The sequence below is a fragment of the Streptomyces sp. NPDC027672 genome, from assembly GCF_055566335.1.
In genome coordinates, this window is record NZ_JBVHSO010000003.1 from 505,413 (window position 1) to 531,256 (window position 25,844).

General features: G+C 74.4%; 26 protein-coding genes. 11 read left to right on the top strand and 15 right to left on the bottom strand.

Annotated features, from left to right (window positions below):
- Positions 1 to 69: 69 nt before the first annotated feature.
- The 5 genes from ACZ4SV_RS10275 to ACZ4SV_RS10295 all read right to left on the bottom strand — a co-directional run bounded on the left by ACZ4SV_RS10275 (position 70) and on the right by ACZ4SV_RS10295 (position 4,890).
- On the bottom strand, positions 70 to 1,260 hold the full coding sequence (locus tag ACZ4SV_RS10275; protein ID WP_468003086.1) for a serine hydrolase domain-containing protein: 1,191 nt from the start codon (positions 1,258 to 1,260) through the stop codon (positions 70 to 72).
- A 123-nt stretch (positions 1,261 to 1,383) separates the two neighbouring features.
- Positions 1,384 to 2,352 (bottom strand): acetylxylan esterase, encoded by a 969-nt coding sequence (locus ACZ4SV_RS10280; protein ID WP_468003088.1) that lies wholly within the window; start codon positions 2,350 to 2,352, stop codon positions 1,384 to 1,386.
- 209 nt (positions 2,353 to 2,561) lie between these two features.
- Positions 2,562 to 3,143: an Rv1733c family protein gene (locus tag ACZ4SV_RS10285; protein WP_468003090.1), complete on the bottom strand. Its 582-nt coding sequence runs from the start codon at positions 3,141 to 3,143 to the stop codon at positions 2,562 to 2,564.
- 381 nt (positions 3,144 to 3,524) lie between these two features.
- A complete protein-coding gene (locus tag ACZ4SV_RS10290) occupies positions 3,525 to 4,280 on the bottom strand; it encodes a ferredoxin reductase (RefSeq protein ID WP_468003397.1) in 756 nt (251 codons plus the stop codon).
- Positions 4,281 to 4,284: 4 nt separating this feature from the next.
- Entirely contained in the window at positions 4,285 to 4,890 is a 606-nt protein-coding gene (locus ACZ4SV_RS10295; RefSeq protein ID WP_468003092.1) for a sulfite oxidase-like oxidoreductase, read from the bottom strand.
- Between the two features lie 215 nt (positions 4,891 to 5,105).
- Here ACZ4SV_RS10295 and ACZ4SV_RS10300 point away from each other — a divergent pair, with 215 nt between their 5' ends.
- A complete protein-coding gene (locus ACZ4SV_RS10300) occupies positions 5,106 to 5,867 on the top strand; it encodes a GNAT family N-acetyltransferase (RefSeq protein WP_468003094.1) in 762 nt (253 codons plus the stop codon).
- A gap of 221 nt (positions 5,868 to 6,088) precedes the next feature.
- Here the strand turns inward: ACZ4SV_RS10300 and ACZ4SV_RS10305 are convergent, their stop codons facing one another.
- Positions 6,089 to 6,529, bottom strand: a complete 441-nt coding sequence (locus ACZ4SV_RS10305; RefSeq protein ID WP_397937425.1) for a MarR family winged helix-turn-helix transcriptional regulator — start codon at positions 6,527 to 6,529, stop codon at positions 6,089 to 6,091.
- Positions 6,530 to 6,613: 84 nt separating this feature from the next.
- On the opposite strand from ACZ4SV_RS10305, the gene ACZ4SV_RS10310 reads away from it, so the two are divergent.
- Positions 6,614 to 7,720: an ABC-2 transporter permease gene (locus ACZ4SV_RS10310; protein ID WP_468003097.1), complete on the top strand. Its 1,107-nt coding sequence runs from the start codon at positions 6,614 to 6,616 to the stop codon at positions 7,718 to 7,720.
- A 183-nt stretch (positions 7,721 to 7,903) separates the two neighbouring features.
- Positions 7,904 to 8,704: a putative protein N(5)-glutamine methyltransferase gene (locus ACZ4SV_RS10315; RefSeq protein ID WP_468003099.1), complete on the top strand. Its 801-nt coding sequence runs from the start codon at positions 7,904 to 7,906 to the stop codon at positions 8,702 to 8,704.
- A 12-nt stretch (positions 8,705 to 8,716) separates the two neighbouring features.
- Here the strand turns inward: ACZ4SV_RS10315 and ACZ4SV_RS10320 are convergent, their stop codons facing one another.
- Complete coding sequence (locus ACZ4SV_RS10320) at positions 8,717 to 10,798, bottom strand: SpoIIE family protein phosphatase (RefSeq protein WP_365941678.1); 2,082 nt, start codon at positions 10,796 to 10,798, stop codon at positions 8,717 to 8,719.
- A 326-nt stretch (positions 10,799 to 11,124) separates the two neighbouring features.
- Here ACZ4SV_RS10320 and ACZ4SV_RS10325 point away from each other — a divergent pair, with 326 nt between their 5' ends.
- Both ACZ4SV_RS10325 and ACZ4SV_RS10330 read left to right on the top strand, forming a co-directional pair.
- Positions 11,125 to 12,009: a hypothetical protein gene (locus tag ACZ4SV_RS10325; protein ID WP_468003101.1), complete on the top strand. Its 885-nt coding sequence runs from the start codon at positions 11,125 to 11,127 to the stop codon at positions 12,007 to 12,009.
- 94 nt (positions 12,010 to 12,103) lie between these two features.
- Positions 12,104 to 12,478, top strand: a complete 375-nt coding sequence (locus ACZ4SV_RS10330; protein ID WP_365878651.1) for a hypothetical protein — start codon at positions 12,104 to 12,106, stop codon at positions 12,476 to 12,478.
- A gap of 7 nt (positions 12,479 to 12,485) precedes the next feature.
- On the opposite strand, the gene ACZ4SV_RS10335 is transcribed toward ACZ4SV_RS10330, so the two are convergent.
- Positions 12,486 to 12,899, bottom strand: a complete 414-nt coding sequence (locus tag ACZ4SV_RS10335; protein ID WP_468003103.1) for a tautomerase family protein — start codon at positions 12,897 to 12,899, stop codon at positions 12,486 to 12,488.
- Between the two features lie 160 nt (positions 12,900 to 13,059).
- Here ACZ4SV_RS10335 and ACZ4SV_RS10340 point away from each other — a divergent pair, with 160 nt between their 5' ends.
- Positions 13,060 to 15,075, top strand: a complete 2,016-nt coding sequence (locus tag ACZ4SV_RS10340; RefSeq protein ID WP_468003105.1) for an FAD-dependent oxidoreductase — start codon at positions 13,060 to 13,062, stop codon at positions 15,073 to 15,075.
- A gap of 38 nt (positions 15,076 to 15,113) precedes the next feature.
- Positions 15,114 to 15,671, top strand: a complete 558-nt coding sequence (locus tag ACZ4SV_RS10345; RefSeq protein ID WP_468003107.1) for a PadR family transcriptional regulator — start codon at positions 15,114 to 15,116, stop codon at positions 15,669 to 15,671.
- A gap of 49 nt (positions 15,672 to 15,720) precedes the next feature.
- On the opposite strand, the gene ACZ4SV_RS10350 is transcribed toward ACZ4SV_RS10345, so the two are convergent.
- Together ACZ4SV_RS10350 and ACZ4SV_RS10355 are read right to left on the bottom strand one after the other, a co-directional pair.
- On the bottom strand, positions 15,721 to 16,305 hold the full coding sequence (locus ACZ4SV_RS10350; RefSeq protein ID WP_397937440.1) for a hypothetical protein: 585 nt from the start codon (positions 16,303 to 16,305) through the stop codon (positions 15,721 to 15,723).
- Positions 16,306 to 16,533: 228 nt separating this feature from the next.
- Positions 16,534 to 17,502: a fibronectin type III domain-containing protein gene (locus ACZ4SV_RS10355; protein WP_468003109.1), complete on the bottom strand. Its 969-nt coding sequence runs from the start codon at positions 17,500 to 17,502 to the stop codon at positions 16,534 to 16,536.
- A 417-nt stretch (positions 17,503 to 17,919) separates the two neighbouring features.
- Between ACZ4SV_RS10355 and ACZ4SV_RS10360 the strand changes: the two genes are divergently transcribed.
- On the top strand, positions 17,920 to 18,639 hold the full coding sequence (locus ACZ4SV_RS10360; protein WP_468003111.1) for a glycoside hydrolase family 75 protein: 720 nt from the start codon (positions 17,920 to 17,922) through the stop codon (positions 18,637 to 18,639).
- 9 nt (positions 18,640 to 18,648) lie between these two features.
- On the opposite strand, the gene ACZ4SV_RS10365 is transcribed toward ACZ4SV_RS10360, so the two are convergent.
- From ACZ4SV_RS10365 to dhaK, 3 genes are all read right to left on the bottom strand, one after another.
- Positions 18,649 to 19,059 (bottom strand): PTS-dependent dihydroxyacetone kinase phosphotransferase subunit DhaM, encoded by a 411-nt coding sequence (locus tag ACZ4SV_RS10365; RefSeq protein ID WP_365883259.1) that lies wholly within the window; start codon positions 19,057 to 19,059, stop codon positions 18,649 to 18,651.
- A gap of 7 nt (positions 19,060 to 19,066) precedes the next feature.
- Positions 19,067 to 19,675, bottom strand: a complete 609-nt coding sequence (gene dhaL / locus ACZ4SV_RS10370; protein WP_468003113.1) for a dihydroxyacetone kinase subunit DhaL — start codon at positions 19,673 to 19,675, stop codon at positions 19,067 to 19,069.
- 67 nt (positions 19,676 to 19,742) lie between these two features.
- Positions 19,743 to 20,735 (bottom strand): dihydroxyacetone kinase subunit DhaK, encoded by a 993-nt coding sequence (gene dhaK, locus ACZ4SV_RS10375; RefSeq protein WP_365883252.1) that lies wholly within the window; start codon positions 20,733 to 20,735, stop codon positions 19,743 to 19,745.
- 815 nt (positions 20,736 to 21,550) lie between these two features.
- On the opposite strand from dhaK, the gene ACZ4SV_RS10380 reads away from it, so the two are divergent.
- Both ACZ4SV_RS10380 and ACZ4SV_RS10385 read left to right on the top strand, forming a co-directional pair.
- The gene (locus tag ACZ4SV_RS10380) at positions 21,551 to 22,156 is read left to right on the top strand and encodes an HAD family hydrolase (RefSeq protein ID WP_468003115.1); all 606 of its coding nucleotides are present in this window, start codon (positions 21,551 to 21,553) and stop codon (positions 22,154 to 22,156) included.
- 121 nt (positions 22,157 to 22,277) lie between these two features.
- Positions 22,278 to 22,637 (top strand): DUF3040 domain-containing protein, encoded by a 360-nt coding sequence (locus ACZ4SV_RS10385; RefSeq protein ID WP_468003117.1) that lies wholly within the window; start codon positions 22,278 to 22,280, stop codon positions 22,635 to 22,637.
- Positions 22,638 to 22,859: 222 nt separating this feature from the next.
- Here ACZ4SV_RS10385 and ACZ4SV_RS10390 read toward each other — a convergent pair whose 3' ends face one another.
- Positions 22,860 to 23,426, bottom strand: coding sequence for a hemerythrin domain-containing protein (locus ACZ4SV_RS10390; protein ID WP_365877581.1), 567 nt, complete (start codon positions 23,424 to 23,426; stop codon positions 22,860 to 22,862).
- A 101-nt stretch (positions 23,427 to 23,527) separates the two neighbouring features.
- Positions 23,528 to 24,421, bottom strand: coding sequence for a polysaccharide pyruvyl transferase family protein (locus ACZ4SV_RS10395; protein ID WP_468003119.1), 894 nt, complete (start codon positions 24,419 to 24,421; stop codon positions 23,528 to 23,530).
- 364 nt (positions 24,422 to 24,785) lie between these two features.
- On the opposite strand from ACZ4SV_RS10395, the gene ACZ4SV_RS10400 reads away from it, so the two are divergent.
- Positions 24,786 to 25,793: an NAD-dependent epimerase/dehydratase family protein gene (locus ACZ4SV_RS10400; protein WP_468003121.1), complete on the top strand. Its 1,008-nt coding sequence runs from the start codon at positions 24,786 to 24,788 to the stop codon at positions 25,791 to 25,793.
- Positions 25,794 to 25,844 lie beyond the last annotated feature (51 nt).

Sequence of the window (25,844 nt, forward strand, 5' to 3'; positions counted from 1 at the left end):
AGGCCGGTCCGCTGGTTCGACCGGAATCCACCCGTCTGTACGGCGGTCACCCGACGCCACGGCACTCGTTCAGCGTGCGCGGTACAGCGCGTCCACCAGTGCCGACTTCCGCGGATCGTCGGCGATGCGCGACCCCATCCGGTTCATCGCATAGCCCAGGGACACCCCGGCCTCCGGGTCGGCGAGCCCGCAGGAACCGCCGAACCCGTCATGGCCGAAAGCACGTGGATTCGGGCCGTACGAGCCCTGCGGCCCGCTCAGCCACACCCCGAGCCCGGCCTCGGTCTCGCCCTCCAGGCCCACCCCGAGCACCAGATCGCGGCAGCGGCCCTGGCCCTCGCGCACCCGCTCCGCCGCCTCCGGTGACAGCAGCCGCAGGCCGCCGTGCGCGCCACGCCCCGCGAAGACGCCGTACAGCGCCGCCACCGCACGCGCCGTGCCGTGACCGTTGGCCGCGGGGATCTCCGCCGACCGCCAGCCGGCGCTGTTCGCCTGCGCGGCCCCGACGGCCGGATTGGTCAGGGCGGCCCGCACGGCCGGCGGCAACAGGCCGAGAGCGGCCTCCCGTTCGGCGGACGACCCGGCCGGCCGGTGCACCAGGCCGGCCGCCCGGCCGTGGTCCCGCGCCGGCAGGCCGATCGTGAAGTCGACCCCGAGCGGCCCGGTCACCTCCCGCTCCAGGAAGGCCCCCGGCCGCAGCCCCGAGACCCGCCGTACGACCTCGCCGACCAGGAAGCCGTACGTCAGCGGGTGATAGCCCGACCGGGTGCCCGGCTCCCACCAGGGCGCCATGGCGGCCAGCCGCGCGGTGGTCAGCTCCCAGTCGTACAACTCCTCCAGGGTGTGCGGCTCCCGGAATCCGGACAGCCCCGCGCGGTGTGACAGGAGGTGCCGTACCAGCACCTTCTCCTTGCCCGCCGCGGCGAACTCGGGCCAGTACGCGGCCACCGGCGCGTCGAGGTCGAGCAGCCCCCGGTCGGCGAGCAGGTGCGCGCACAGCGCGACCGGCCCTTTGGTGGTGGACCACACGTTCACCACGGTGTCCCGCTCCCAGGGCCGGGTCCGCGCCGCGTCCGCCCAGCCGCCCCAGAGGTCCACCACCGTCTCCCCGGCGACGGTGACCGCCACCGCCGCGCCGAGTTCGCCGCGCTCGCGGAAGTTCTCCTCGAAAGCCTCCCGCACCGCCGCGAACCGCGGAGCGCAGTGCCCGTGGATCGGCACGGGCGTGTTCGCGGTCCTCGGTGTCTCCTGCGTGGACATGGGCCCTCCGTCGTCGCCGGGAAACCGGGCCGCGCCGGCCGGCGGCCCGGACGCCCCGAACGTACCGACTGGTCGGACAGGAGGAAAGGGGTGGTGCGGCCCGGACCGGCCCGCCGGCGGCCGTCAGGCGTACGACCGCAGCCAGCGCAGCTTCACCGCGTCGTGGAAGGGCCCGCCGCCCTCGTGGTCGTTGAAGTCGTACACCTCGATCGCCTTGTCCTGGTGCGCCCACGCGTTGAACGCGGCGAACACGGTCGACGGCGGGCACGTCTCGTCCTCCAGGGCCACCGAGAACAGGGCCGGAGCCCGGCCCCGGGCCGCGAAGTGCACCGCGTCGAAGTACGACAGCGTGCGCCGCACCTCCGCCGAGCGCCCGCGGTGCGTCCTGAGGAACAGGCCGATCTCCCGGTACGGGTGCCGGTCCGTCAGCGTCACCGCGCGCGGGAAGTCGCACAGGAACGGCACGTCCGGGGCGACCGCGACCAGGTCGGGGACCAGCCCGGCGACGGCGAGCGTGATGCCGCCGCCCTGGCTGGCCCCGGACACCACGGTCCGCGCCGCGTCGGCCAGCGGGTGCGAGCGCGCCGCCTCCACCGCGCGCACGGCGTCCGTGAACACCCGGCGGTAGTAGTAGTTCTCCGGGGCGTCGATGCCCCGCGTCATGAACCCGGGGTACGCCGGCGCCGCGCCCACCGGGTCCGCCGTCGCACCGCCGCCGCCCCAGGCGCTGCCCTGCCCGCGGGTGTCCATCAGGAAGTGCGCCCGGCCCGTCGACGCCCAGAGCAGGTTCTCCTGCGGCAGGCCGCGTCCGCCGCCGTAGCCGACGAACTCCACGACCAGCGGCAGCGGTTCCGTGGCCCCGGCGGGCAGCCGCAGCCAGCCCTTGACGGGCTGGCCGTCGAACCCGGCGAACGTCACGTCGTAGACCTCGACCGTGGTCAGACCGGCGTCCACGCGCTCGAAGCGCGCGTTCAGCTCGTGCTCACGGGCCTGCTGGAGCGTCTTCTCCCAGAAGGCGTCGAAGTCCTCCGGTTCGGTGGACTCGCTGCGGTACGCGCGGAGTTCGTCGAGAGGAAGATCGAACAGGGCCATCAACAACCGCCTTGGTGACGAAAGAGTGTGTCGGGTGTGCCGCCTCACGGTACGTGGGTGATCGGACCACTCGCCAGGGTCACCGCGGACCGGACCGTCCGGCGGTCACCGCGCCGACGGGACGAACACTCCTGGTCCGCGGGCGGGCAAGCGCTTGCTCCCGACCGGCGCGCGCATGCCCGACCGGAGGCCGGTGACCGGACCACCGGTCACGTCCGTGGCTGGGTCCACCGCGGTCCGGTCCGCTCCCACTCCCGCTCCCACTCGGCCAGCCGGTGGCGCAGGGCGATCCGCCGCTCGACCGTGCGGCCGAGGAACACCACCGTTGCCGTGCCCGCCGCCGCGCACAGCCCGACGGTCACCGTGTGCTGCCACACCGCCATGTCGTCCGGGGGCGGCGCCACACTCCGGCCCCGGGAGTCGAGCCACACCGTCACCGGCTTCCCGGGGCGGGACCCGGCGGGCACCCGGGTCCACACCGTCCGCACATCACCGCCCGGCTCGGCCCAGCGCACCTGGGCGCGGTAGGGGAGCCGGTGGTCTCCTTCGGTGGACGGCCGCCGGGACGGCTCGTCGATCACCACGGCGCGCACCTGATGGCGCTCGGCCCGCTGCACCGCGGCCAGCGCCCGGGCCTCATCGTGGGCGTGCAGGCCCGCCGCGGCACCGACCAGGGGAGCGACGACGAGCATGAGGACGGTGACCACCAGGACCGTCCACGCCTCCACGACGTCCGACCGGCGCCGCAGCGGATTGCGCCGCCAGCGCCAGCCCCGCACCCGGGTCCGCATGTCCACCTCCTCGCTGCCGAAGGGGGAGCCGGACCGCCGGCCCCCCGCCCACGCACACGAGCGTCCTCAGGTCTCGTACCCCGTTCGGCGCACCTCGCGCACACCGCGAACCGCGAGTTCCGGCCCATCAGGCGCACGAGGACAGCCCCGCGCCCCACGATCGCGCCCGGGAGCCGCCGGCGCGAGCGGGGGAGCGGTCACGGGGGGGCACCTTGCGGGGTCGGCGGGGCCTTGCGGGGCTTGTGGGGCTTGCGGGGTCGGTGGGGCCTGCGGGATGAGCCGGGCCGCGGGGCCACCGGGATCGCGGTGCACGGCGGGATCGGCGGGGCACGGCGGGGCTCCTGGGATGGGGGGCGGCGGCCCGGGCCCGGTCCCGTCCGCTCAGCCGAACCGTTCGATGCGGATGCGGTCGACCGGCTGGCCCGCCGCCACCAGCAGCCGGGAAGCGTGCTCGGCGAAACCGTTGGATCCGCACACATAGGCCTCCCACCCACCGTCCGGCTGCTCGGCCAGGAGCGGCGCCACATGTGCGGCCGTCATCCGTCCCACCGGCACCCCGGGCGGGGCGCTGCGGGTGAACACGGGCGTGGTCTCGGGGCCCAGCTCGGCCGCGTAGATCAGCTCCTCGGGACTGCGCGCCGACACCAGCATGCGCAGCGGGACGGTGAGCCCGCGCGCCCGGTGGTGCCGCACCATCGACATCAGCGGTACGACCCCGGAGCCGGCCCCGAGCAGCAGCGCGGGCCGGTCGCCCGGCCAGGCGAAGAAACCGCTCAGCGGGCCGCGCACCTCGATCGTGTCACCGGGCCGGGCCACGGTGTGGAACCAGCCGGAGACCTCGCCGTCCGGCACCCGGTCCAAGGTCAGCTCGATGTGCCCGGACTCGTCCGGCGCCGACGCGATCGAATAGTGGCGCTGTGCCTTGTAGCCGTCCGGGGCGGTCAGCCGCAGCATCAGGTGCTGGCCCGGCAGATGCCCCGCCCACGCCGGCACCGCCAGGCGGAACGTGGCCGCGTGCGGTGTCTCGCGGCGGATCTCCGTCACGGTGGCGGTCTGCCACCGCGAGGCCGTCCCGCCGTCCACCGCGATCCGCCCGGGCACCGCGAACCGGGTCACGGCAGTCGTCGTCCCCGTCACCGTCTCAGTCACCGGAGTACCGCTGCTCCTGCCACGGATTGCCGCGCGCGTGGTAGCCGTTGCGTTCCCAGAAGCCCGGCTCGTCGTGGTCCAGCAGCGTGATGCCGGCGATCCACTTGGCGCTCTTCCAGAAGTAGAGGTGGGGCACCAGCAGTCGCGCCGGACCGCCGTGCTCGGCCGGCAGCGGCGCGCCGTCGTACTCCCAGGCGATCCAGGCCCGTCCGCCGGTCAGGTCGGCGAGCGGCAGGTTGGTGGTGTAACCGGTGTGGGAGTAGGCGAGGGCATGTGTAGCGGACTTATGTGGCCGCACCACACTGAAGAAGGCGTCCAGTGAGACACCGCCGAACCGCACACCGAACTTCGACCAGCCGGTCACACAGTGGATGTCGCCCTCGTACGCCGCCGCCGGCAACGCGTGCGCGGCGTCCCAGTCCCAGGTGTGCGGGCTGTCGACCAGGCCGTCGATGCGGAAGGACCAGTCGGCGGGCGCGAGGTCCGGGGTGACCTCGGCGGACAGGACGGGCCAGTCCCCGCGCGCGTCGTACTGCCCGGGCGGCAGTCCCGGACCGGCGGCGCGCGGGCGGCCCGTGAAGCCTCGCGTGACGTTCATGCTTCAACCGTACGCTGTCGTTCCGCGTGCTCGTTCCCCGGCCGGCGCCCCCATCGTTGCGGCCGTATGAACTCTGCCGGGGCCCGGGAATACCGGTCCCGGACCGCTCCTTGCCGATCGGTGACCGGCTTCGGCCGGCCGGTGACAGAGCGAGAGAAGTGAGGAACGAGGATGCCCCAGGCGTATGACCCCAGGTCCGTGATCGAGGTGGCCGGATGAGCGCCGTGAACGGCCAGGACGGCCCCGGCCCGACCGCCGCCGGCGCCCCGCACGTCCTCGACAACCCGGCCCGCGCCTCCCTGACCGGGCCGCACGCCCACTTCGCCGAGCGGCGCGGCCGGGTCCTGCGCTATCCCCTCGACGTCTCCCCGTGGCTGGCACTGCCGGACGAGCCGGACGCGCGGGACTGGGCGGACCTCGCCGCGCTGGCCGGTCCCGGCGCGGGGGTCCCGCTGCCCGGCTTCCGCGGGGAGGTGCCGGAGGGCTGGGAGATCACCCAGCGGGTCGAGGGCGTGCAGTACGTGGACGACGGCCTGGCCGCCGCGCCGGACCCGGAGGCGGTGCCGCTCGGACCGGCGGACGTGCCGGAGATGCTGGACCTGGTGGCGCGCACCCGGCCGGGACCGTTCCTGCCGCGCACCGTGGAACTCGGCACCTACCTCGGCATCCGCCGGGACGGGGTGCTGATCGCCATGGCGGGGGAGCGGCTGCACCCGCCGGGCTGGACCGAGATCAGCGCCGTCTGCACCGACCCCGCGTACCGCGGCGAGGGCCTGGCGAGCCGCCTGGTCCTCGCGGTGGCGCACGGCATCCGCGAGCGCGGGGAGACGCCGTTCCTGCACACCGGTGCCGGGAACACGCACGCCATCCGGCTCTACGAGTCCCTCGGCTTCCGGCTGCGCCGCCGCACGGCGTTCCTGGAGGCCCGGACCCCGCAGCGGCTGGTGAACGACCGCGAGGCGGTACCGGTGCCGTAGGCCCGGCGGCCGCTCCGGTCCGGGCGGGTGCCGCCCGGACCGGAGCGGTGGTGGCCACGCTGGACCTACGCCGACGTAAGCCGGCGTACGCGGGTGCGCGCCGACCAGTGGCCGCTTCGGTCGGCGCCGGCGCCGGCTGGTTCTGTCGGACAAGCGCCCGGCGCCCTTCGGCCCGCACCGCCGTGGACCGGCGTGGACCGGCCCCGTGGCCGCGCCCGCCCTCAGTCCGTGCCCGTGTCGGCCGAACCGGCGTTGTACCGCTCCAGGTAGGCCGCGAACCGCACCAGGTCCTCCTCCGGCCACTCGGCGAGCCGTTCCCGGAAGGCCGTCCGGCGGCTGCGGGTGACCTGGGCCAGGATCTCCCGGCCGGCCTCCGTCAGGTGCAGCACCTGCACCCGGTGGTCCTCCGGGTCCAGCCGGCGCTCGATCAGGCCGGCCCGCTCCAGCGCCGCCACCTGACGGCTCACCGTGGACTTGTCCAGCGCGTAGTGGGCCGCCAGGTCCGTCGCCCGGCAGCCGTCGCGCTCCTCCAGGTGGCCGAGCAGGGTGTACGACACGAGGGACAGCTCGGGGTGCATCCGCCCCGCCGAGGCGCGGGCCCGGCGGGCGAAGATGGTCATCTCGTGCTGGATCGTCTCGACGGCCGACTCCGCTGCGCTCACGCGAATACCTCCTCCGGGGGTTCTAGTTGTATAGTACAACTTGAACGGAAAGTTGTATAAGCCAACCTTTGGAGGTCGTGCGCGATGAGGTCACCGGCACTGCGCCATGTGCTCACGCACCTGATCACCCCGCTGCTGATGTGCATAGGCATGGGGCTCGCGTACATGGGGGCGTTCGTCACCCCGGAGCCGCACCACCTGCCGGTCGCCGTCGTCGGCACCGCCCCGCGGGCCAAGGTCTTCGCGCAGACGGTCAAGGACACCGCGGGCGAGAAGCTGGACGTCCGCACGGTGGCCACCCGCGCCGCCGCGGTCGGCCTGCTCAGGTCCCGCGAGGTGACCGGCGCCTATGTGCCGAGCGCCCAGGCGCCGGAGCTGCTGGTGGCGAGCGCCGCCTCCGACATGGGCGCCACGGCCGTGGAGAAGGTGTTCACGCCGGTCGCCGCCGAGGAGGGCCTGCCGCTGAAGATCACCGACGTGGCGCAGCCGGTCGCCGACGACCCGACCGGACAGGGCCTGTTCTTCCTGCTGATCGCGGTCAGCATCGGCTCGTACGCCTCCGTCGCCGCGCTCGGTGCCGCGGGCGCCGCGCTCCCGATGCGGATCCGCGCGCCGCTCACCCTCGGCGTCTCCGCGGTGGTCGGCGGCATCGGCGCGCTGCTCGCCGGGCCGGTGTTCCACCTCGCCCACCACGGCCTCGCGGGCGTCTGGGGCATGGCCTGGCTGTACTCGGCGGGCGTCCTCTTCATCGGCGTCGGCCTGCACACGTTCCTGAAGCGGTGGACCACGCTGACCATGATGGTGCTGTTCGTGATGCTGAACTTCACCAGTTCCGGCGGCCTGTTCCGGCCGGAACTGCAGAACGGCTTCTTCGGCGCCCTGCACGCCTTCTGGAACGGCGCCGGCTTCGTCGAGGGCGTCCGCAGCCTGCTCTACTTCGGCCACGACGGTCTCGCCCGCGAGGTGTGGACGCTCGCCGGCTGGCTGCTGGCCGGTCTCGCGGTGACGGCGGTCGCCGGACTGTACGAGCGCACCCGCCACACCCCGCGGCACTCCGCCCGCACCGCGTCCGTTACCGCCGCCGGGACCCGGCCGGACCGGCCGGACACCGCGCGACAGGACAAGCAGGACAAGCAGGCAGAGCACGCCGAGGAGGCCGAGGAGGAGACGGAGGAAGCGGTCGGCGTCTGATCCGGCCGTGGGATAAAGTGGCCGTCGGGCCGCGCACTTCGCGGCCCCTCGTGACGAGGAGGTGAGACCCATTACCGCTGTGTCGGCCGGGGTGCTCGCCTCTCGTGACGACGCGGTACACCGGCAGCGGTGACCGCGGGAGCGCCCTGAGATCTCGCGCTCCCGAAAGGCTTCCGGCTCCTCATGCCCGTATCCCCCATGCCCGTTCCCGCACCGCTGACCTCGTCCGCCATCGTCTCCGTGCTGCGCGCCGCCGGGTGCGTCTTCGCCGAGGACGAGGCCGAGTTGATCCTCGCCACCGCCCGCACGCCCGAGGAGGCGGCCGGCATGGTGGACCGGCGGACCGCCGGCCTCCCGCTCGAACACGTCCTCGGCTGGGCCGGCTTCCACGGGCTGCGCGTCACCGTGGCGCCCGGGGTGTTCGTCCCCCGCCGCCGTACCGAGTTCCTGGTCGACCAGGCGCTGGCGGCGGCGCCGGACGCGGCCGTCGTCGTGGACCTGTGCTGTGGTTCCGGCGCGCTCGGCGCCGCCCTCGCCCACGCCCTGGACGGCGCCGAGGTGCACGCCGCCGACATCGACCCGGCCGCCGTGCGCTGTGCCCGCCGCAACCTCGCGGCCTGCGGCGGGCGGGCCTACGAGGGCGACCTGTACGACGCCCTGCCCGCCGGCCTGCGCGGCCGGGTCGGCCTCCTGACGGCCAACGTCCCCTACGTCCCGACGGCCGAGGTGCCCCTGCTGCCGGCGGAGGCCCGCGACCACGAGCCGCTGGTCGCGCTGGACGGCGGCGCCGACGGCCTGGCCGTGCTGCGCCGGGTGGCCGCCGGGGCACCCGGGTGGCTCGCCCCCGGTGGCAGCCTGCTGACCGAGACCAGCGAGCGCCAGGCACCCGCCGCCCTGCGGGCGTTCACCGACGCGGGCCTGACGGCCCGGCTGGCGGTGTCGGACGAACTCGCCGCGCACGTGGTGATCGGCGTACTGCCCTGACGCTCCGCCCGCTCACCCCGGCAGGTGCTGGGCGCGGGCGATGAGCAGGGCCACGTCGTCGTCGTTGTCCGGCTGGTGCAGGGTGCGCAGGAGGAGGTCGCAGACCTCCTCCAGGGGGCGGGCGGGATCGTCCAGGAGGGAGAGCAGGAAGGCCAGGCGCTCGTCCAGGGAGTGGCGGCGGGTCTCCACCAGACCGTCGGTGTAGAACACCAGCTCGTCACCGGGCGCGAAGTCCACCGTGACGGTGGAGAAGCCGACCCCGCCCACCCCGAGCGGCACGCCCGTCGGCAGGTCGAGCAGCTCCGGCGGGTGGCCCGGCCGTACCCGGACCGGCGGCAGATGGCCGGCGTTGGCGATCCGGCACTGGCGCAGATGCGGGTCGTGGACGGCGTACACACAGGTCGCGATGGAGTGGTCCAGGGCCGAGGTCGTCTTGTCCAGGTGCTCCAGCAGCCGGGCCGGGTCGAGATCGAGGGCGGCCAGGGTGGTGGTCGCGGTGCGCAGCCGGCCCATCGTGGCGGCTGCGCTGACCCCGCTGCCCATCACATCGCCCACCACGAGCGCGGTCTTGCCCCCTTCCAGCGGGATGACGTCGAACCAGTCGCCGCCCACCTCGCTGGTGGTGCCCGCCGGCTGGTAGCGGGAGGCCACCTCCAGGCCGGTGGTGACCGGCGGATGGCCGGGCAGCAGGCTGCGCTGGAGGGTGAGCGCGGTGTTGCGGGCGTTCTGGTACCAGCGCGCGTTGTCGATCTGCACGGCCGCGCGGGCGGCCAGCTCCCGCGCCAGCAGCACGTCGTCCTCGTCGAACGGCGCCGGATTGCGGGTGCGTTTGAGGTCCAGCGCGCCGAGCACCTCGCCGCGCGCGATCAGCGGCACCGCGAGGTACGAGTGCAGGCCCGCCCGGCCGAGCAGCACGGCCGCCTCGGCGGAACGGGCGATCCGCGGCAGGTCCTCGTCCTTCACCCGCGGCACCAGCACCGCCTCGCCGGTGCGCACGCACTCGGTGACCAGCCGGTCGGGCGCGTACCGGGCGATCTGGCCGGGCGGGTCGGCGGCCCGTACGGCGTCGCTGCCCTCCTCCGGGCGCAGGGCCAGCGCCCGGATCACCGCGGACTCCGAGGGTCCCAGCGCGCTGGGCCGGCCCTCGACCACCGCGTCCAGCAGGTCCACGGCCGCCACGTCCGCCAGTTCCGGCACGGCGACCTCGGCCAGCTCCGAGGCGGTGCGCTCCAGTTCCAGCGTGGTGCCGATGCGGGCGGAGGCGTCGGCGATCACCGCGAGCCGGCGCCGCGCGGTCTCCGCCTCCACGGAGGCCCGGTGCTGCTCCGTGATGTCGACCAGCGAGACCGCCACACCGAGCACGTTGCCGAGGGTGTCCTCCAGCCGGTACAGCGAGTGCGACCAGGTGTGGTCCTCGTCCGGGTCGGCCGGGGTGCGGCCGACGAGCGTGTCGTCGACCAGCGGCTCGCCCGTCTCCAGCACCCGCCGGGCGACGGCCTCCAGCTCGCGGGCGTTCAGCAGCGGCAGCACCTCGGGCAGCGTCCGGCCCACGTGCGCGGCGACCGGCATGCCGTTGATCCGCTCCAGGGCCGGGTTGACGGAGACGAACCGCAGCTCGGTGTCGAGGACGGCGTAGCCGATCGGGGACTGCTTCACCATGCGCTCGGACAGCGCCACGTCCTGCTCCAGCCGCCGTACGGTCGACTGGTCGGCGGCCAGCCCGAGCGCGTAGACGTCCCCGCGGTCGTCCAGCAGGCGCATGTTGCGGAACTCCACCAGACGGGTGCTGCCGTCCTTGTGCCGGACCGGGAAGCCGCCCGCCCAGCTCTGCCCGGTGCGCATCACCTCGGCGAACAGCTCGCCGACGAGCCGGATGTGCCGCTCGTGCACCATCAGCCGGGCGGCGTACTGGCCGAGAGCCTCCTGCGCGGAGTACCCGAACAGCTCCTCCGCCTGCGGGCTCCACAGCACGATCCGGCCCCGGGTGTCCAGCACCACCGACGCCACGCCCAGGACGTCGAGCAGACCGCCCGGCGGCACCGGCCCGCGCGCCGGCTCGCCGTTCTCGGCCACCGGAGCCTCGGCTGCACTCATGCCACGCACCGCCTTCGCCCGTCCGCACGGTACGACGTCCCCCGTGCCGTCTTGCCTCGTCCTGCCGTGCTCACACCCGACTCTCCGCCGCGTTCGCCGTCTGCGTCCACCTCCACCATCTCTCACCAAGGCGCGGTACGTCCGCCGGAGCCGCCGTGCGCGAGCCGCCGCGCCGTGACTCCTGCCCCGGGCTCCCGGAGCCGTGCGAGTTCACGCGCCCGTCCCGTTGTTGGTCTGTACATGACGATCTGGTCCCGCCAGACTGTCCGCCGGCGGAGCGTTCCCGTCCGCCCAGCCCGTGTCCCCGCCCCTCCGAGGAGCCGCCCATGCCCGCGTCGTCCGCCCGGCAACGTTGTCGCGCAGCTCTCACCGGACTCGTCACCCTCGCCACCGCCGCCGTCGTCTCCCTCGCCGTGCCCGGGCCCGCCTCCGCGGCCGCCGCCTGGACCGAGACCGGCTCCGACCGCGCCGACCCGCTCACCGAGAGCCAGGGCCTGACCTCGGTGGAGGTGCCGGCGAACAGCCCGAACCGCTACACCGGCATCGGGACCGTCCCGCCCGGCGTCGCCGGCCGCGGCTGGAACCACGTCGGCGACCCCGACGCCTCGTACGACGGCTACTACATCGAGCCCTACCAGCGTGACTCCGGCAACTCGAAGATGTTCCGCGTGCAGGCGCCCGACGGCACCTGGTCCGAGTACGTCCACACGCTGGGCGCGGGCGAGGCGCTGAACAACTCCTGGGCCGCCGTCTCGCCCGACGGCCGGTGGATGCTGTCCGGCGAGTGGGGCACGATGACCCGCCTGCTGGTCTTCCCGGCGCCCGGCGCCAACCCGGACACCTCGCCCGCGGCGGACCTCCCGCAGGTCTCCGCCGTCCGCCTGGACCACGCCGTCCGCGACGTCCAGGGCTGCGACTTCGCCGGCCCGGTCACCCTGCTGTGCTCCTCCGACGACCCGGAGGGCAGCCTCTTCGGCCTCACCAAGCCGCTCCTCCAGATCGACCTGTCGGCCGCGCCGAACGGCACCGCCGACGTCCTCGGCCATGTCACGGCACTGCGCCAGCTGCCGCTGCGCAGCTCCTGCACGGGCACCTTCGAGGCGGAGGGCATCGACTACGACCGCCGCAGCGGCGTCCTGCGCGTGATCGTCGTCTCGCCCGGCTTCTGCGTGCTGACGGACAGCAAGACGTACAAGTTCGCCCGCGGCTGAGGTGTGCGCGGCTGCCCGTGGTGTTTTCCTGGGGGTGGACGAGGCGCGACGGGGTACACCGTCTCCTCGTAGCACGGCCACGAAAGGAGCGATGATGGCAGACACGGAGCAGCCGCATCCGGACACCGTCTCGGTGGAGATCAGCGGATATTCCAAGGACGACGCACGGCTCGTCTTCGAAGCGCTCAGCGCCTGCTTCGCCTCCGACCGGGCTCCCGGGGAAGCGCCCCAGCAGCTCCACGAGAGCCGTCCGATGGTGTGGCTCGGGACCTTCGACGTCGCGGACGCCCGGGAGCACGACTGTCCGGCGGTCCGCCTGGACTCGCCCGTCCAGGCGGACGTCCAGGGCAGCTACCAGGCGGTGGAGCGGTTCCGGCAGACCCTGGACTCGATGTTCACCGTGCAGGAGACCTGCACGGCCTCCGGCGACCAGGAGCGGGATCTGCACCTGCGCCTGGAGAGCCGCTGACCCCTCCTCACCCCCGCGCCCCGGCCGGCTCCTCGTCGGCCGGGGCGTACTGCGCCAGGCCGTGGCCGAAGGACCAGTCAGGCGAGGCGTTCTCGGTCAGGGTCACGAAGACGTTGCGGGGCTCGGTGCCGGTGCGCTCGTGCACCAGCTCGGCGATCCGCCGGTACAGCGCCCGCTTGCGGCCCGCGTCCCGTCCGGCGCGCAGGGTGATGGCCACGAAGACGACCGCGTCGTCCCGCCGCACGCCGGGATAGTCGCCGTAGCGCAGTGTGCCGGTGACACCGTCGTGGCCGGTGAGCACCTGGAAGCGGTCTTCCTCCGGGATGCCGAGTGTTTCCGTCAGGGCGTCCTGGACGGCCTGGCCGAGCGCGTCCAGGCGAGCGGGATCGGTGCCGAGCGTGTCGATGCGGACGAAGGGCATGGCCTGCGGTCCTTCCGTGCGGCGGTTCGGTCACCGGTGAGTGTACATACTAGTAGGTACAGAGTGGTGGGAGTCACCCTCCAGCGGTTATGCAACTAGTTGCACAAGGCATCGGGGTTCCTCTACAACAAGAGGCGACGACACCGTGTACGGAGGGCCGATGAGCCGTTACCCGCATCTGATGACCCCGCTCGACCTGGGCTTCACCACGCTGCCCAACCGCGTCCTCATGGGCTCGATGCACGTGGGCCTGGAGGAGGCCGAGCGCGGCTTCGAGCGGATGGCGGCGTTCTACGCGGCCCGCGCGCGCGGCGGGGTGGGACTCATCGTCACCGGCGGCATCGCGCCCAACGAAGAGGGCCGGCCGTACGAGGGCGGGGCCATGCTCACCACCGAGGAGGAGGCCGAGCCGCACCGCACCGTCACCGAGGCCGTACACCGCGAGGGCGGCCGGATCGCCTTGCAGATCCTGCACTTCGGCCGGTACGCCTACCACCGCGACCTCGTCGCGCCCAGCCCGCTCCAGGCGCCCATCAGCCCCTTCGTGCCGCGCGAGCTGACCGACGCCGACATCGAGCGCACCATCGACGACTACGCCCGCACCGCCCGCCTCGCCCGGCGGGCCGGCTACGACGGCGTGGAGATCATGGGCTCCGAGGGCTATCTGATCAACGAGTTCACCGCCGCGCCCACGAACCGGCGCGACGACCGCTGGGGCGGCTCGTTCGAGAACCGGACCCGGTTCCCGGTCGAGATCGTCAAGCGGGTGCGCGAGGCCGTCGGCGAGGACTTCATCGTCATCTACCGGCTGTCCATGCTGGACCTGATCCCCGGCGGCTCCTCCCTGGAGGAGGTGATCGCCCTCGGCAAGGCCGTCGAGGCGGCCGGCGCCACGCTCATCAACACCGGCATCGGCTGGCACGAGGCCCGCATCCCCACCATCGCCACCTCCGTGCCGCGCGGCGCCTACACCTGGGTCACCAAGCGGCTCATGGGCGAGGTCTCCGTGCCGCTGATCACCACCAACCGCGTCAACACCCCCGATCTCGCCGAGGAACTGCTGGCCGACGGCTACGCGGACATGGTGTCCATGGCCCGCCCGATGCTCGCCGACCCCGACTTCGTCGCCAAGGCCGCCGCCGGCACCCCGGAGGCCATCAACACCTGCATCGGCTGCAACCAGGCCTGCCTCGACCACAGTTTCAGCGGGCAGCTCACCTCCTGCCTGGTCAACCCGCGGGCCTGCCACGAGACCGAGCTGGTCCTCGCGCCGACCCGGCTGAAGAAGCGGATCGCGGTCGTCGGCGCCGGTCCGGCCGGCCTCGCCTGCGCGGTCTCCGCCGCCGAACGCGGCCACGCCGTCACCCTGTTCGACGCCAACAGCGAGATCGGCGGGCAGCTCAACGTCGCCCGCAAGGTGCCGGGCAAGCAGGAGTTCGACGAGACGCTGCGCTACTTCCGCCACCAGCTCCAGGCGCACGGCGTCGACGTACGCCTGGACACCTGGGTGGAGGCCGGCGACCTGGCGGACTTCGACGAGGTCGTCGTCGCCACCGGCGTCACCCCGCGCACCCCGGACATCCCCGGCGTCGACCACCCCCGCGTCGTGGGCTACCTCGACGTGCTGCGCGACGGCGCCCCCGTCGGCGACCGGGTCGCCGTCCTCGGCGCCGGCGGGATCGGCTTCGACGTCGCCGAGTACCTGACCGACGCAGGCGACAAGGCGAGCGAGGACCCGCAGACGTACTTCAGGCACTGGGGCGTGGACACGGAGTACCGGACGCCCGGCGGCCTCACCGCGCCGCGGCGGCCCGCCCCGCCCCGCCAGGTCCACCTGCTCCAGCGCAAGGCCACCAAGGTCGGCGCCGGACTCGGCAAGACCACCGGCTGGATCCACCGCGTCGAGCTGAAGCACCGGGGCGTGACCATGGTGCCGGGCGTGCGCTACGACCGGATCGACGACGCCGGTCTGCACATCACCGTCGGCGGCGAGAGCACGGTCCTGGAGGTCGACACGGTGGTGCTCTGCACCGGCCAGGAGCCGCGCCGCGACCTGTACGAGACGCTGGTCGCCGCCGGGCGCCGCGCGCATCTGATCGGCGGCGCCGACGTGGCCGCCGAACTGGACGCCAAGCGCGCCATCAAGCAGGGCACCGAGCTGGCGGCGGCGCTGTAGCCGCCGGGCGCCGTGGGCGACGTTCCTAGGATGAGGCCATGTCACTCCCGCACGCGATCCTGACCGCCCTGCTGGAAAAGCCGTCGTCGGGCCTGGAGCTGACCCGCCGGTTCGACAAGTCGATCGGCTACTTCTGGTCCGCGACGCATCAGCAGATCTATCGCGAGCTGGGGAAACTGGAGGCCGAGGGCTTCATCCGCGCGCTGCCGGCCGAACAGCCGGCCCGCGGGCAGAAGAAGAGCTACGAGGTGCTGCCCGCGGGCCGGGCCGAACTGGCCCGCTGGACCGCCGCCGCGCAGGACCCCCGGCCGATGCGGGACCCGCTGCCGCTGCGGCTGCGCGCGGCGGCCGTGGTCGGCACGGTGGGCCTGGAGGCCGACCTGCGCCGCCATCTGGAGCTGCACCGACGGCAGTTGGCCGAGTACCAGGCGATCGAGGACCGCGACTTCCCGCCGGACCGCGACACCCCGCAGGACCGGCTGCACCACCTGGTACTGCGGGCCGGGATCGACCTGGAGAACTTCTGGATCCGGTGGCTCGCCGACGCCTTGGCGGAGTTCGACGCACGGCCGGGGGAGCGGCCGGAAGAGGACTGAGGGCCGGCTCCCCGGACCGCCGCCCGGCCGGGGACGCCCGGCGGCCGGCTCAGAGCCGGTACGGCCCGGAGCGGCGGCGCAGGACCCAGCCGGTGGCCACGACACCGGTGGCGACCAGGGCCGCGCCGACGCCGAGCGTCAGGGGGCCGTAGTCGCGGGCGGCGCCGCCGAGGCCGCCCATCACGCCCCGGGAGGGGGCCGGAGCGGTCGTCGCCGAGATCGTCGGCCTGGTCTGCGGGCTGGTCTGGGGCCGGGGCTGCGCGCTGGGCTGCGCGGCCGCAGCGGAGACGATCACCGACTGGCTGCCCGCGGTGCTGCCGCTGGAGCAGACCACCACCACGGTGTAGGTGCCCGGGCTCACCGCGGACCAGGCCGCGGACTGGCTGACGGACGTGCCGGCCAGACTCACCTGCCGGCCCTGGGAGAAGTTCGCCTGGCGGCTGCCGAGCAGCGCCGCGGTGCCCCAACTGCCGTTGATCTGGGTGCACGCGCTGGTGACCACCGAGACCGTCGAGCCGATGGTGCTGACCGAGATGCCCGAGGCCGCGGCGGTCGGCCCGGCGAGCGCGGCCGGGAGGACGGCGGCGGCCGCCAGGGTCAGGCCGGAGCGGAGCAGGAGTCGCGAGTTGTCCATGGGACTGGCCTCCGGCGGCACGGTCGGCGGTACGTCCGATGCGCCGCCGGGGATCGGGGAACGCCCGTGCTGCCTCAACCGCAGCCAACGCCCCGCCGGTCACCGGCGCACCCGGGGGAGGACCGATCAGGTGACCGCGGCCGCTTCCCGCGCACCGGACCGCCGGTGCCCGTCCGCCGTGACCGTGACCGGCGCCGTCCCGCCACGTCCGGCCGCCGCGCGGGCGGGTCAGCCGCCCGTGGTGACCGTCCGCTCCGCCGACCAGCCGCCCCAGGTGCCGTCCGGCAGCCGGGCCCGCAGCCGCACCCGGTGCTCCTCGCCTGCGGCGGTGCCCGCGTAGAAGCTGTGGTGCGCCCGGCCGCTCGGCGGTGCGCCGCCCCAGACGAGCGAGGAGTCCGTGCCGCCGTCCAGCCGGATCAGGTATTCCGTGATCACGCCGTCCACGCGCGGCGGGTCCCAGGCCAGGTCGATGTAGTAGGCGCCGCCGGACCGGTGGGCGGTCGCGGTGAACGAGGCGGGCGCGGTGTTCCGTCCGTCGTCGTGGCCCGGTGTGGTGAGACGGACCGGTGCGCCGGCGGGGGAGAGGTTGTCGGCCGCGTCCCGGGCCCGCACCGTGAAGACGTACCGGCCGCCCGGGCGCAGACCGGTGACGACGGTGGCGGTCTGGTTCCCGCCGACGCTGTGGATCTTCACCCCGCCCTGATAGACGTCGTACGACAGCACGCCCCGGTCGTCCCGGGACGCGCTCCAGGACAGCTGGACGGCACGGCTGCCCACGGCCCGCCCGGTGGCCTTGCCCGGCCGGGTGGGAGCCGAGCGGTCCGCCACCGTGACGGCCGGTGTGCGGGCCCGCACCGCCGCGCTCGGCGGACCCAGCCGGCCCGCGGTGTCCCGAGCCCGCACGGTGAAGGCGTACCGGGTGGACGGCCTGAGCCTGGTGACGTCCACCATGTGCTGCGCACCCGGTACTTCGGCCACTTTCGTGGTGTCCCGATATACCTCGTACGTGCGGACCCCGGCGCTGCGCGGTGCCGCGTTCCACATCACGTGCACGCTCGTGGCACTGCCCGCGGTGGCCGTGACCCCGGCCGGGGCGCCCGGCATCCGGCCCTCGTCCGCGGCCCGGCCCCAGCCGCAGGACGCGACCAGCAGCACCACGCCGCAGACCAGCACGAGCGCAAGCGGAACGCGTCGCACGGCACTGCCCTCCCGACGGACCGGATATCCTCTAAAGGTCCGGACCAATAGTGGCCCGGCCGGGGGCCCGCAGCAAGGGGCCGTGCTGGTGACCACCGCCCGGCGTTACGTATGCTGGCGTTCCCTACGGCTGAACTGCCCGCCAGGACAGGGAAGTTCACGCCCGTGGCGCGGACACGCTGTCGTCGCCGATCCCGCGCCGGCGCGGGTGGCCGGGGAGCCGGGCGGCACCCGCTCCGGATCCCCGGCCCCTGTCGTCCCCGCCGGGCGCCCCGGCGGCCGGCGCCGCTCCGCTGTCCCCTTACGGAGTGTCAGGAGCGTGCTCCATCCGGCCCCTTCGCGGTGGCTCCCGTGGCCGCACGCCCGTTCCCCCCGCACAGTGGGCTCGGTTCGTCCCCGACGAGAGGGTCCTCCATCGTGCGTGTCCCGTCCCTGACGCTGGCAGCGGCCGGCGCCGCCCTGCTCGCCCCGGCGGCGCTGCCCGCCCCGGCCACCGCCGTCCCGCCGCCCGTGCGGCCCACGGCCCCCGGCGAGGGCGCGGTCACCGCCGCGGACCTCCTGGCCCGGGCCGGCGCGTGCAGGCAGCTCTCCCGGGGCCGGTACCGCACCGACGCGGACGGCCGCGCGACCGTGCGGGTCTGCGGCACCCGCGACGCCGTCTTCTGGAAGGCCGACCTGGACGTCGACTGCGACGGGCGGCCCACCGCCCGCTGCAACCGCCGCACCGACCCGCTGTTCGCCGACACCACCGCCTTCCAGCAGTCCGACGGCCGCCAGCTCACCTCCGAGACCCTGCCCTACATCGTGGTCCCGGCACCCAGCCGCCGCTGGAACCCCCACGCGTCCGGCGTACGGGGCGGCTGCGTGGCCGCCGTCGTCTACCGCGACCGGGTGCGGTACGCGGTCGTCGGCGACACCGGCCCGCGCGACCTCATCGGCGAGGCGTCCTACGCCGCCGCACGCGCCCTCGGCATCCGGCCGGACCCGGTCGAGGGCGGGGCGCCCTCCGGCGTGACGTACATCGTCTTCCGCGACTCCCGGGTCCGCCGCATGGAGGACCGGGCGGCGACGGCCGCGGAGGGCGAGCGGCTGGCCAGGCGCTTCATCGGCAAGCGCCGGCCGGCCGCCGCCCGGTAGCGGACGCCGTCACACCTTGCGGTAGCCGTACGCCTCCGCCGCCGCGGCCTCCACCGCGTCCAGATCGGCACCCGTGGCGGCGGTGACCACCGCCGCCACCGCGCCCTCGACGAACGGCGCGTCCAGCAGCCGGGTGCCGGCCGGCAGCTCGTCGCCCTCGGCGAGCAGCGCCTTCACCGTGAGCACGGCGCTGCCCAGATCGGTGAGCACCGCCACCCCGGCGCCCCGGTCCACCGAGGCCGCCGCGGCGGATATCAGCTCGGCGCTGGTGCCGAGCCCGCCGCCCTCGGTGCCGCCCGCCGGGGCCACCGGCACCGCGTCCGCCCCGCCTGCCAGGCCCATCGCGAGCCGGGCGACGGAGGCGGCCACCTCCGCGCTGTGCGACACCAGTACGATCCCGACCCGCTTGTCGTCCGTCACCTTGTCCTCACTCACCGTCCGCCTCCGCCGTCTCGGCCAGCGCGGCGATCAGCAGCGCCGACGAGGTCGCCCCCGGGTCCTGGTGGCCGATGCTGCGCTCGCCCAGGTAACTGGCCCGCCCCTTGCGCGCCCGCAGCGGCGTGGTCGCCAGCGCGCCCTCCTCGGCGGCGGTCCGCGCGGCGGCGAACCCCGAACCGAGCGCGTCCACGGCCGGCACCAGGGCGTCGATCATGGTCTTGTCGCCCGGCGTCGCCCCGCCGAGCTGCATCACCGCGTCCACGCCCTTCCGCAGCGCCGCGGCCAGCTCCGCCACGCCGACCTCGGCGGCATCGCCGAGCGCCTTGCCGGTCCGGCGCAGCAGGGTGCCGTACAGCGGCCCCGACGCACCGCCGACGGTCGATATCAACTGCCGTCCGGCCAGGGCCAGGACGGCCCCCGGGGTGTCCGGGGCCTCCTTCTCCAGGGTGGCCGTCACGGCCGTGAACCCGCGCTGCAGATTGCTGCCGTGGTCGGCGTCCCCGATGGCCGAGTCGAGGGTGGTGAGCCGCTCCGCCTCGCGGGCGACGGACGCGGCGGCCGCCGTCATCCAACGGCGGAAGAAATCGGCGTCGAGCACTGGATCTCCTTGTGTTCTAGGGCCGTTGACCATGCGGCCGGCACCGGTGGCCGGCTGCCGGTGCGGATCACATGCCCCAGCGCAGGGCCGGGGTGTTCACGGGCGCGTCCCACAGCCGCAGCAGCTCCTCGTCGGCCTGGCACAGGGTCACCGAGGCCCCCGCCATGTCCAGGGAGGTGACGTAGTTGCCGACCAGGGTGCGGGCCACGGCCACACCGCGCTCCCGCAGCACCCGCTGCACCTCGGCGTGGAACCCGTACAGCTCCAGCAGCGGGGTCGCGCCCATGCCGTTGACCAGCACCAGGACGGGATTGCGCGGCGGCATGTCCTCCAGGACGGCGTTGACCGCGAAGTCGGCGATCTCCCCCGACGTCATCATCGGCCGCCGCTCCCGGCCGGGCTCGCCGTGGATCCCGACGCCCAACTCCAGTTCGCCCTCCGGCAGGTCGAAGGTGGGACTGCCCTTCGCGGGCGTCGTACAGGCGCTGAGGGCCACGCCGAAGCTGCGGGAGTTGTCGTTGACCCGGCGGCCGATCGCCTCCACGCGCTCCAGCGGCTGGCCCTCGGCCGCGGCGGCGCCGGCGATCTTCTCCACGAAGAGCGTCGCGCCGGTGCCCCGCCGGCCCGCCGTGTAGAGGCTGTCGGTGACCGCCACGTCGTCGTTGACGAGCACCTTGGCCACCTGGATGCCCTCGTCCTCGGCGAGTTCCGCGGCCATGTCGAAGTTCAGCACGTCACCGGTGTAGTTCTTCACGATGAACAGCACGCCCGCGCCGCTGTCCACGGCCGCCGCGGCGCGCGCCATCTGGTCCGGCACCGGTGAGGTGAAGACCTCCCCGGGACAGGCGGCGGCGAGCATGCCCGGGCCGACGAACCCGCCGTGCAGCGGCTCGTGACCGGACCCGCCGCCCGAGACGAGGGCGACCTGCCCGGCCACGGGCGCGTCCCGGCGGACGATCACCCGGTTCTCCACGTCCACGATCAGCTCGGGATGCGCGGCGGCCATACCGCGCAGCGCGTCCGCCACGACCGTCTCCGGTACGTTGATCAACATCCTCATGGGTGTCTCCTCGTGAGCCTGACCTCGGCCCAGGGAACCCGCGTCGTAGCAGGTCACCGGCCCGGAGGTGGTTTTCTGATCTCGGCGGTTCGGTGGGGTCGGCAGGGGGGTCGCCGCGGGGTGCGCGCCGACTCGGTGCGGACGTCGGTGACGGGCCGTCAGGTGGGGGCCGGCGACCTGCCGCGGATGGCCGTCCCACCCGTCTACTGGCAGTATCGACCTTGGCGCGGCGGAGGTCACCCGAGACCGCACGGCTTCACGTTCCGTGGCGAACCGTCGACTTTGTGTGTCCGGCTTTCCGGCCCCCGCACCGCCCCCGTCTCCGCCCTTATCCGGGCCGGCCGTGCCCGCGCGACGGGATCACCCGGGCGGGGCCGGAGCCGGCCGCCCGGCCCGCGGTGGCCCGCCCGGGGCGTTCCCGTCCCGCGCGGCGAAGGCGGTGCGCATCAGCCCGTACGGGTCCATGACGAGCCCTCCTCTCCGGGGCGCCGCGAGCATGGCGAGGTGACCGCATCGGCCCGGCGAACCGCCTTCCCAGACCACCGACTTGACACAACCTCATGTGACGAGGCCCACTGCCGGCCGGCTCGGAACGGGCGCCGTGTCCGGCTCGTCCGGCTGCGGGAAGCATACGGAACCGGACATGCCCCGCGCTGCCGACTGGCAGGTACTTCCAGACAGTGAAGCATTCAAGTGCCGTGCGCATCCCTTGATTTCGGAACATGGCGTCACCACCGGGGCGGCTTCACAAGAGTGACCGCACCGGCCTCGTACCCTGCCGTACCCCTGACCCACCCCACCGAGGACTGAACCCCATGCACCCTGCTCTCGCGCCCCGCTCCGCCGGCTGCCTCCTGTTCGACTGGGACGGCACCCTCGTCGACAGCCAGTACGTCAACTACCGTGCCATGGCGGGCACGTTGGCCACCGAGGGAGTGCGGCTGGAACAGGAGTGGTTCGACGCGCGCACCGGCCTGTCCTCCGCCGAGATGATCCACACCCTGGTCGCCGAGCGCGGTCTCACGCTCTCCCGCTCCGTCGCCGAACTCGTCGCCGAGCGCGACGCGCAGTTCCTGGAGGAGGCGCACGCGGTGCGCCCGCTGCCGCCGGTCCTGGAGATCGTCGAGGCGTCCCGGCACCGGCTGCCCATGGCGGTGGCCTCCGGCGGCGCCCGGCACGTCATCGAGGCGACCCTGCGCCACCAGCCGTTCCACGACGCCTTCGACGCGCTGGTCACCCGTGACGACGTCGCCCGGGGCAAGCCCGCGCCCGACATCTTCCTCGCCGCGGCCCGCCTGCTGGGCGCCGAGCCGTCCCGCTGCCTGGTGTACGAGGACAGCGACGAGGGCATCGCCGCGGCCCACGCCGCCGGCATGGAGGTCATCGACGTCCGGCCCTACACCCGCACCCCGGCCGCCTGAACCCGCCCGGTCCCCGGGCCGCCGGCACCGCATCGGCCGGGCCGTCCTGGGAACCCGGTGCCGGGCGGTTCCAGCAGGCGGGGAGCCCGTCAGGCCGCCGACCGGAGGAGGTGCCGTCGCCGTGGACGAGTGGAGGATGTGGGAGCACGACGAGGTGCGGCTGTCGGCGCGCGAGCGGCTCGCGCTGCTGCGGATCGAGGCGGACCTCCGGCAGGACCGCCGGTTCGCGCGCCGCATGGGACGCAGGAGGCGCAGAGGCGTGACCCGGCGCGGTGGCTGGCTGCCGGCGGCGGTGCTGCTGCTGGGGGCCGCCTCGGTGTTCGTCGCCGTGATGGGCATGCGCACCTCGGACCCCGCGCTGCTGTGGTGCTTCGCGCTGCTGTGGCCGCTGACCCTCTCCCAGGTGTTCCGGCTGCTGTGCCGGGCGAGCCGCCCCGTCCCGCGGCCCCGCCGCGGCACCCGGCCCGCCTCCTGGCTCTGAACCGGCGCCGTCCGCGTCTCGGACGAGGAGTACGGCGTGCGCGGCGTAGAGGAATCACGGCCTGGGCGTACGGCGAGTCGCGCACCGCCTGAGGCGTACGGCGAGCCGCGCACCGGGAGAAACCGGGCGCGGCCCGCCGGGACACCGGCCGCCTTTCGAGGCGGGACCGTAAGGCGCGGCCGAACGCGCGGCCGTAACCCCGTGGCCGTAACCCCGCAGCCGTCAGTCCTTGTCCTTGCCGCGGCCCGACAGCGCGTCCCGCATCCGGTCGACGAGACCGGCCCCCGGTGCCAGCAGCTTGTTGGCCGGGGGCTTGTCCGGCGCCGACGGGTGCGGGCGGGTCGGGGCCGTCTTCTTGGCCCGGCGGACCTTGTCGCCCAGCTCCATCAGCGCGTCCGGCGGACAGGCGGCCTCCAGCCGCGGGAAGAGGTTCTCCTCCTCGTCGGCCACATGGGAGCGGATCACACTCATCAGCCGCGTGATGAGTGTGTCGAACCGCGGATCGTCCGCCTGGCAGCCCTCCAGGTCCTTCATGAGCCGCTCGGCCTCGGCGTGCTCCTCGATCTCCTTGTCGGCCAGGGCGTCACCGCCCGTCAGGTGCTCGCGCACCGCCGGGTACAGGTACGACTCCTCGGCGACCGAGTGCCGGACCAGCTCGATCGTCGCCTGGTCGCACAGGGTCTTGCGGTCCGGGGAGCCGGGCGGCAGCGCCTCGATCCGGCCGAAGATCTCCTCGACCTCGCCGTGGTCGGTGGTCAGCTCCTGGATGACGTTTCCGCCATGGCCCATGGTCGTTACCTCCTGCGTGGAACGCGGCGGCCCGTGAGCGGCCGGCCGTCGCTGCGCCGGGTGCCCCGGACACGGCGCGTTACACGGCCGGCCGTGCCCGGTCAGCGCATCGGGTGGCGGGCGGCGGCCGTCCGGCCCGGTCCGGACAGCGCCCACTCCCACCAGTGGTCCATAATGCGCGCGGTCAGCGCGTCCGCCGCCACCAGCGCCGGCCAGCCCAGGACCCGGGCCTGCGCGGTGACCTTCGCCCCGCCCGCGACCGGGTCGACGGCGATCACCGGGGTGCCGGCGCGCAGCGCGAGCACCAGGCCGTGCAGCCGGGTGGTGACGACCACGTCGAAACGGGCGACGAGGGCGAGGAACTGCTCCGCGGTGGCGCACAGCCGCCAGTCGTCGACGGCCAGCCGGGTCTCGGCCGGCACCCGCGCGCAGTCCTTGCCGGCGAGCCAGCCGGTGATCGCCGCGTTCACCTCCGTGTGCCGCCGGCGCGTGCCGTACTCGCCCTGGCCGCCGGAGAGCACCACGCCGGCCACGGGCGGCGGCGGGCCCGCCGGTGCGGCGGCGGCCAGATCGCGCCGGACCGGGTCCGCGGTGCCGTCCCGGGCGACGATCGCGTGGAAACCGGTGGCGGCGGGGTCCGCCGGGTCGACCACGGAGACCCCGGCCGCCAGTCGTGTGCAGGATCCGAACCTGGCATGGAGTGCGGCCACTTGGGGTCCGTGCACCGGACCGCACACGAAGAGCAACGTGTCGTAGGCGTCCGGGACGGCCGTGCGCAGCGACAGCGCCCCGGGCCGGAAACCGGGGCTCCAGGCGGTGTCGTGCGCGATCCCCGCCCGGGCCAGCGCGGCGGACATGTGCCGCTGGGCGAGCACGTCCCCGGCCGTGGCCTCCCCGTCGAGGAAGCTGAACCAGCCGGTGAGCAGCAGCCGCTCCGGGGTCCGGCCGGGCGCGCGCAGCAGCCGCAGTACGGCTGCGGGGACGTCGTCGTGCATCGGGGTCTCCACCGTGGTAACGGGGCGCAGGAGTCGCGCGAGTACCCATGATTCCGGACAATAAGGATCAAAGGTGTGAAAACAACTGGCTCGGGAACTCCGCAGCCAGTGCCGTCCAGCCAGTGGCGGCCGGACAGGGCGGTCCCGGCGTCCGGGGGGACCCGGGCCCTGTCCTCCCCTCGCCGACGGGCCCGTCCCCAACGGGCCGTCCCCGACGAGCCCCTCCCCAACGGGCCGGCGGACCGGGCCCGGTGGCGCGGTACGCGCCGGACCGGCCCGCGCACGGCCCGGCGCCACGCGGCCGGAGCGTCCGGCGACCCGTTCCGGGCCCCGGACCTCGAAGGACGACGAAGGAGTAGCCCCCATGACTGGTGTGACACCGTTCCCCTGGCGGCGCGCCCTCGTGACCGGCGGCGCCGGCTTCCTCGGCTCCCACCTGTGCGAACGGCTGCTGGATTCAGGCGTCGAAGTCGACTGCGCCGACAACCTGGTCTGCGGGTGCCGCGAGAACATCGCGCACCTGGAGGACCGGCCCGGCTTCCGCTACGTGCACTGCGACGTGTGCGCGGACGAGTGCGCCGGGCTGCTGCCGGGCCCGTACGACCTGATCCTGCACTTCGCCTGCCCGGCCTCGCCCGCCGACTACCTGCGCCTGCCCCTGCAGACCCTGGACGTGGGCAGCACCGGCACCCGCAACGTGCTGGCCCTCGCCGAACGCGACGGCGCCCGCCTGCTGCTCGCCTCCACCTCCGAGGTGTACGGCGACCCGCAGGTGCACCCGCAGCACGAGGGCTACTGGGGCAACGTCAACCCGGTCGGGCCGCGTAGCGTGTACGACGAGTCCAAGCGGTTCGCCGAGGCCCTGGTCACCGCGCACGCCGGCACCCGGGGCACGAACGCCGGGATCGTCCGGCTGTTCAACACCTACGGGCCGCGGATGCGGGCCCACGACGGCCGCGCCGTGCCCACCTTCATCTGCCAGGCGTTGGCCGGCGAGCCGCTCACGGTGACCGGCGACGGCAGCCAGACCCGCTCGCTGTGCTACGTCGACGACACGGTGGACGGCATCCTGCGGGTCGCCGCGAGCCGGTCCGTGCGGCCGGTGAACATCGGCGGCAGCGACGAGATCACCGTCGCCGACCTGGCCCGCCGGGTGGTCGCCCTGACCGGTTCCCGCTCCCCGATCGCGTTCATCGACCGGCCCGTGGACGACCCCGGCCGGCGCCGCCCGGACACCACCCTCGCGCGCGAACTGCTCGGCTGGTCGCCGCAGGTGCCCTGGGAGGAGGGCCTGAAGCAGACCATCGCCTACTTCACCGCCCTGTCCCCGCAACCGGCCCCGTCCGCGACGGCCCCGCCCCCGCTGCCCTGACCCCGCACGCTCCGCCCGTATCCCGGCCCCGCCTGCCCCAACCCCCCCGCC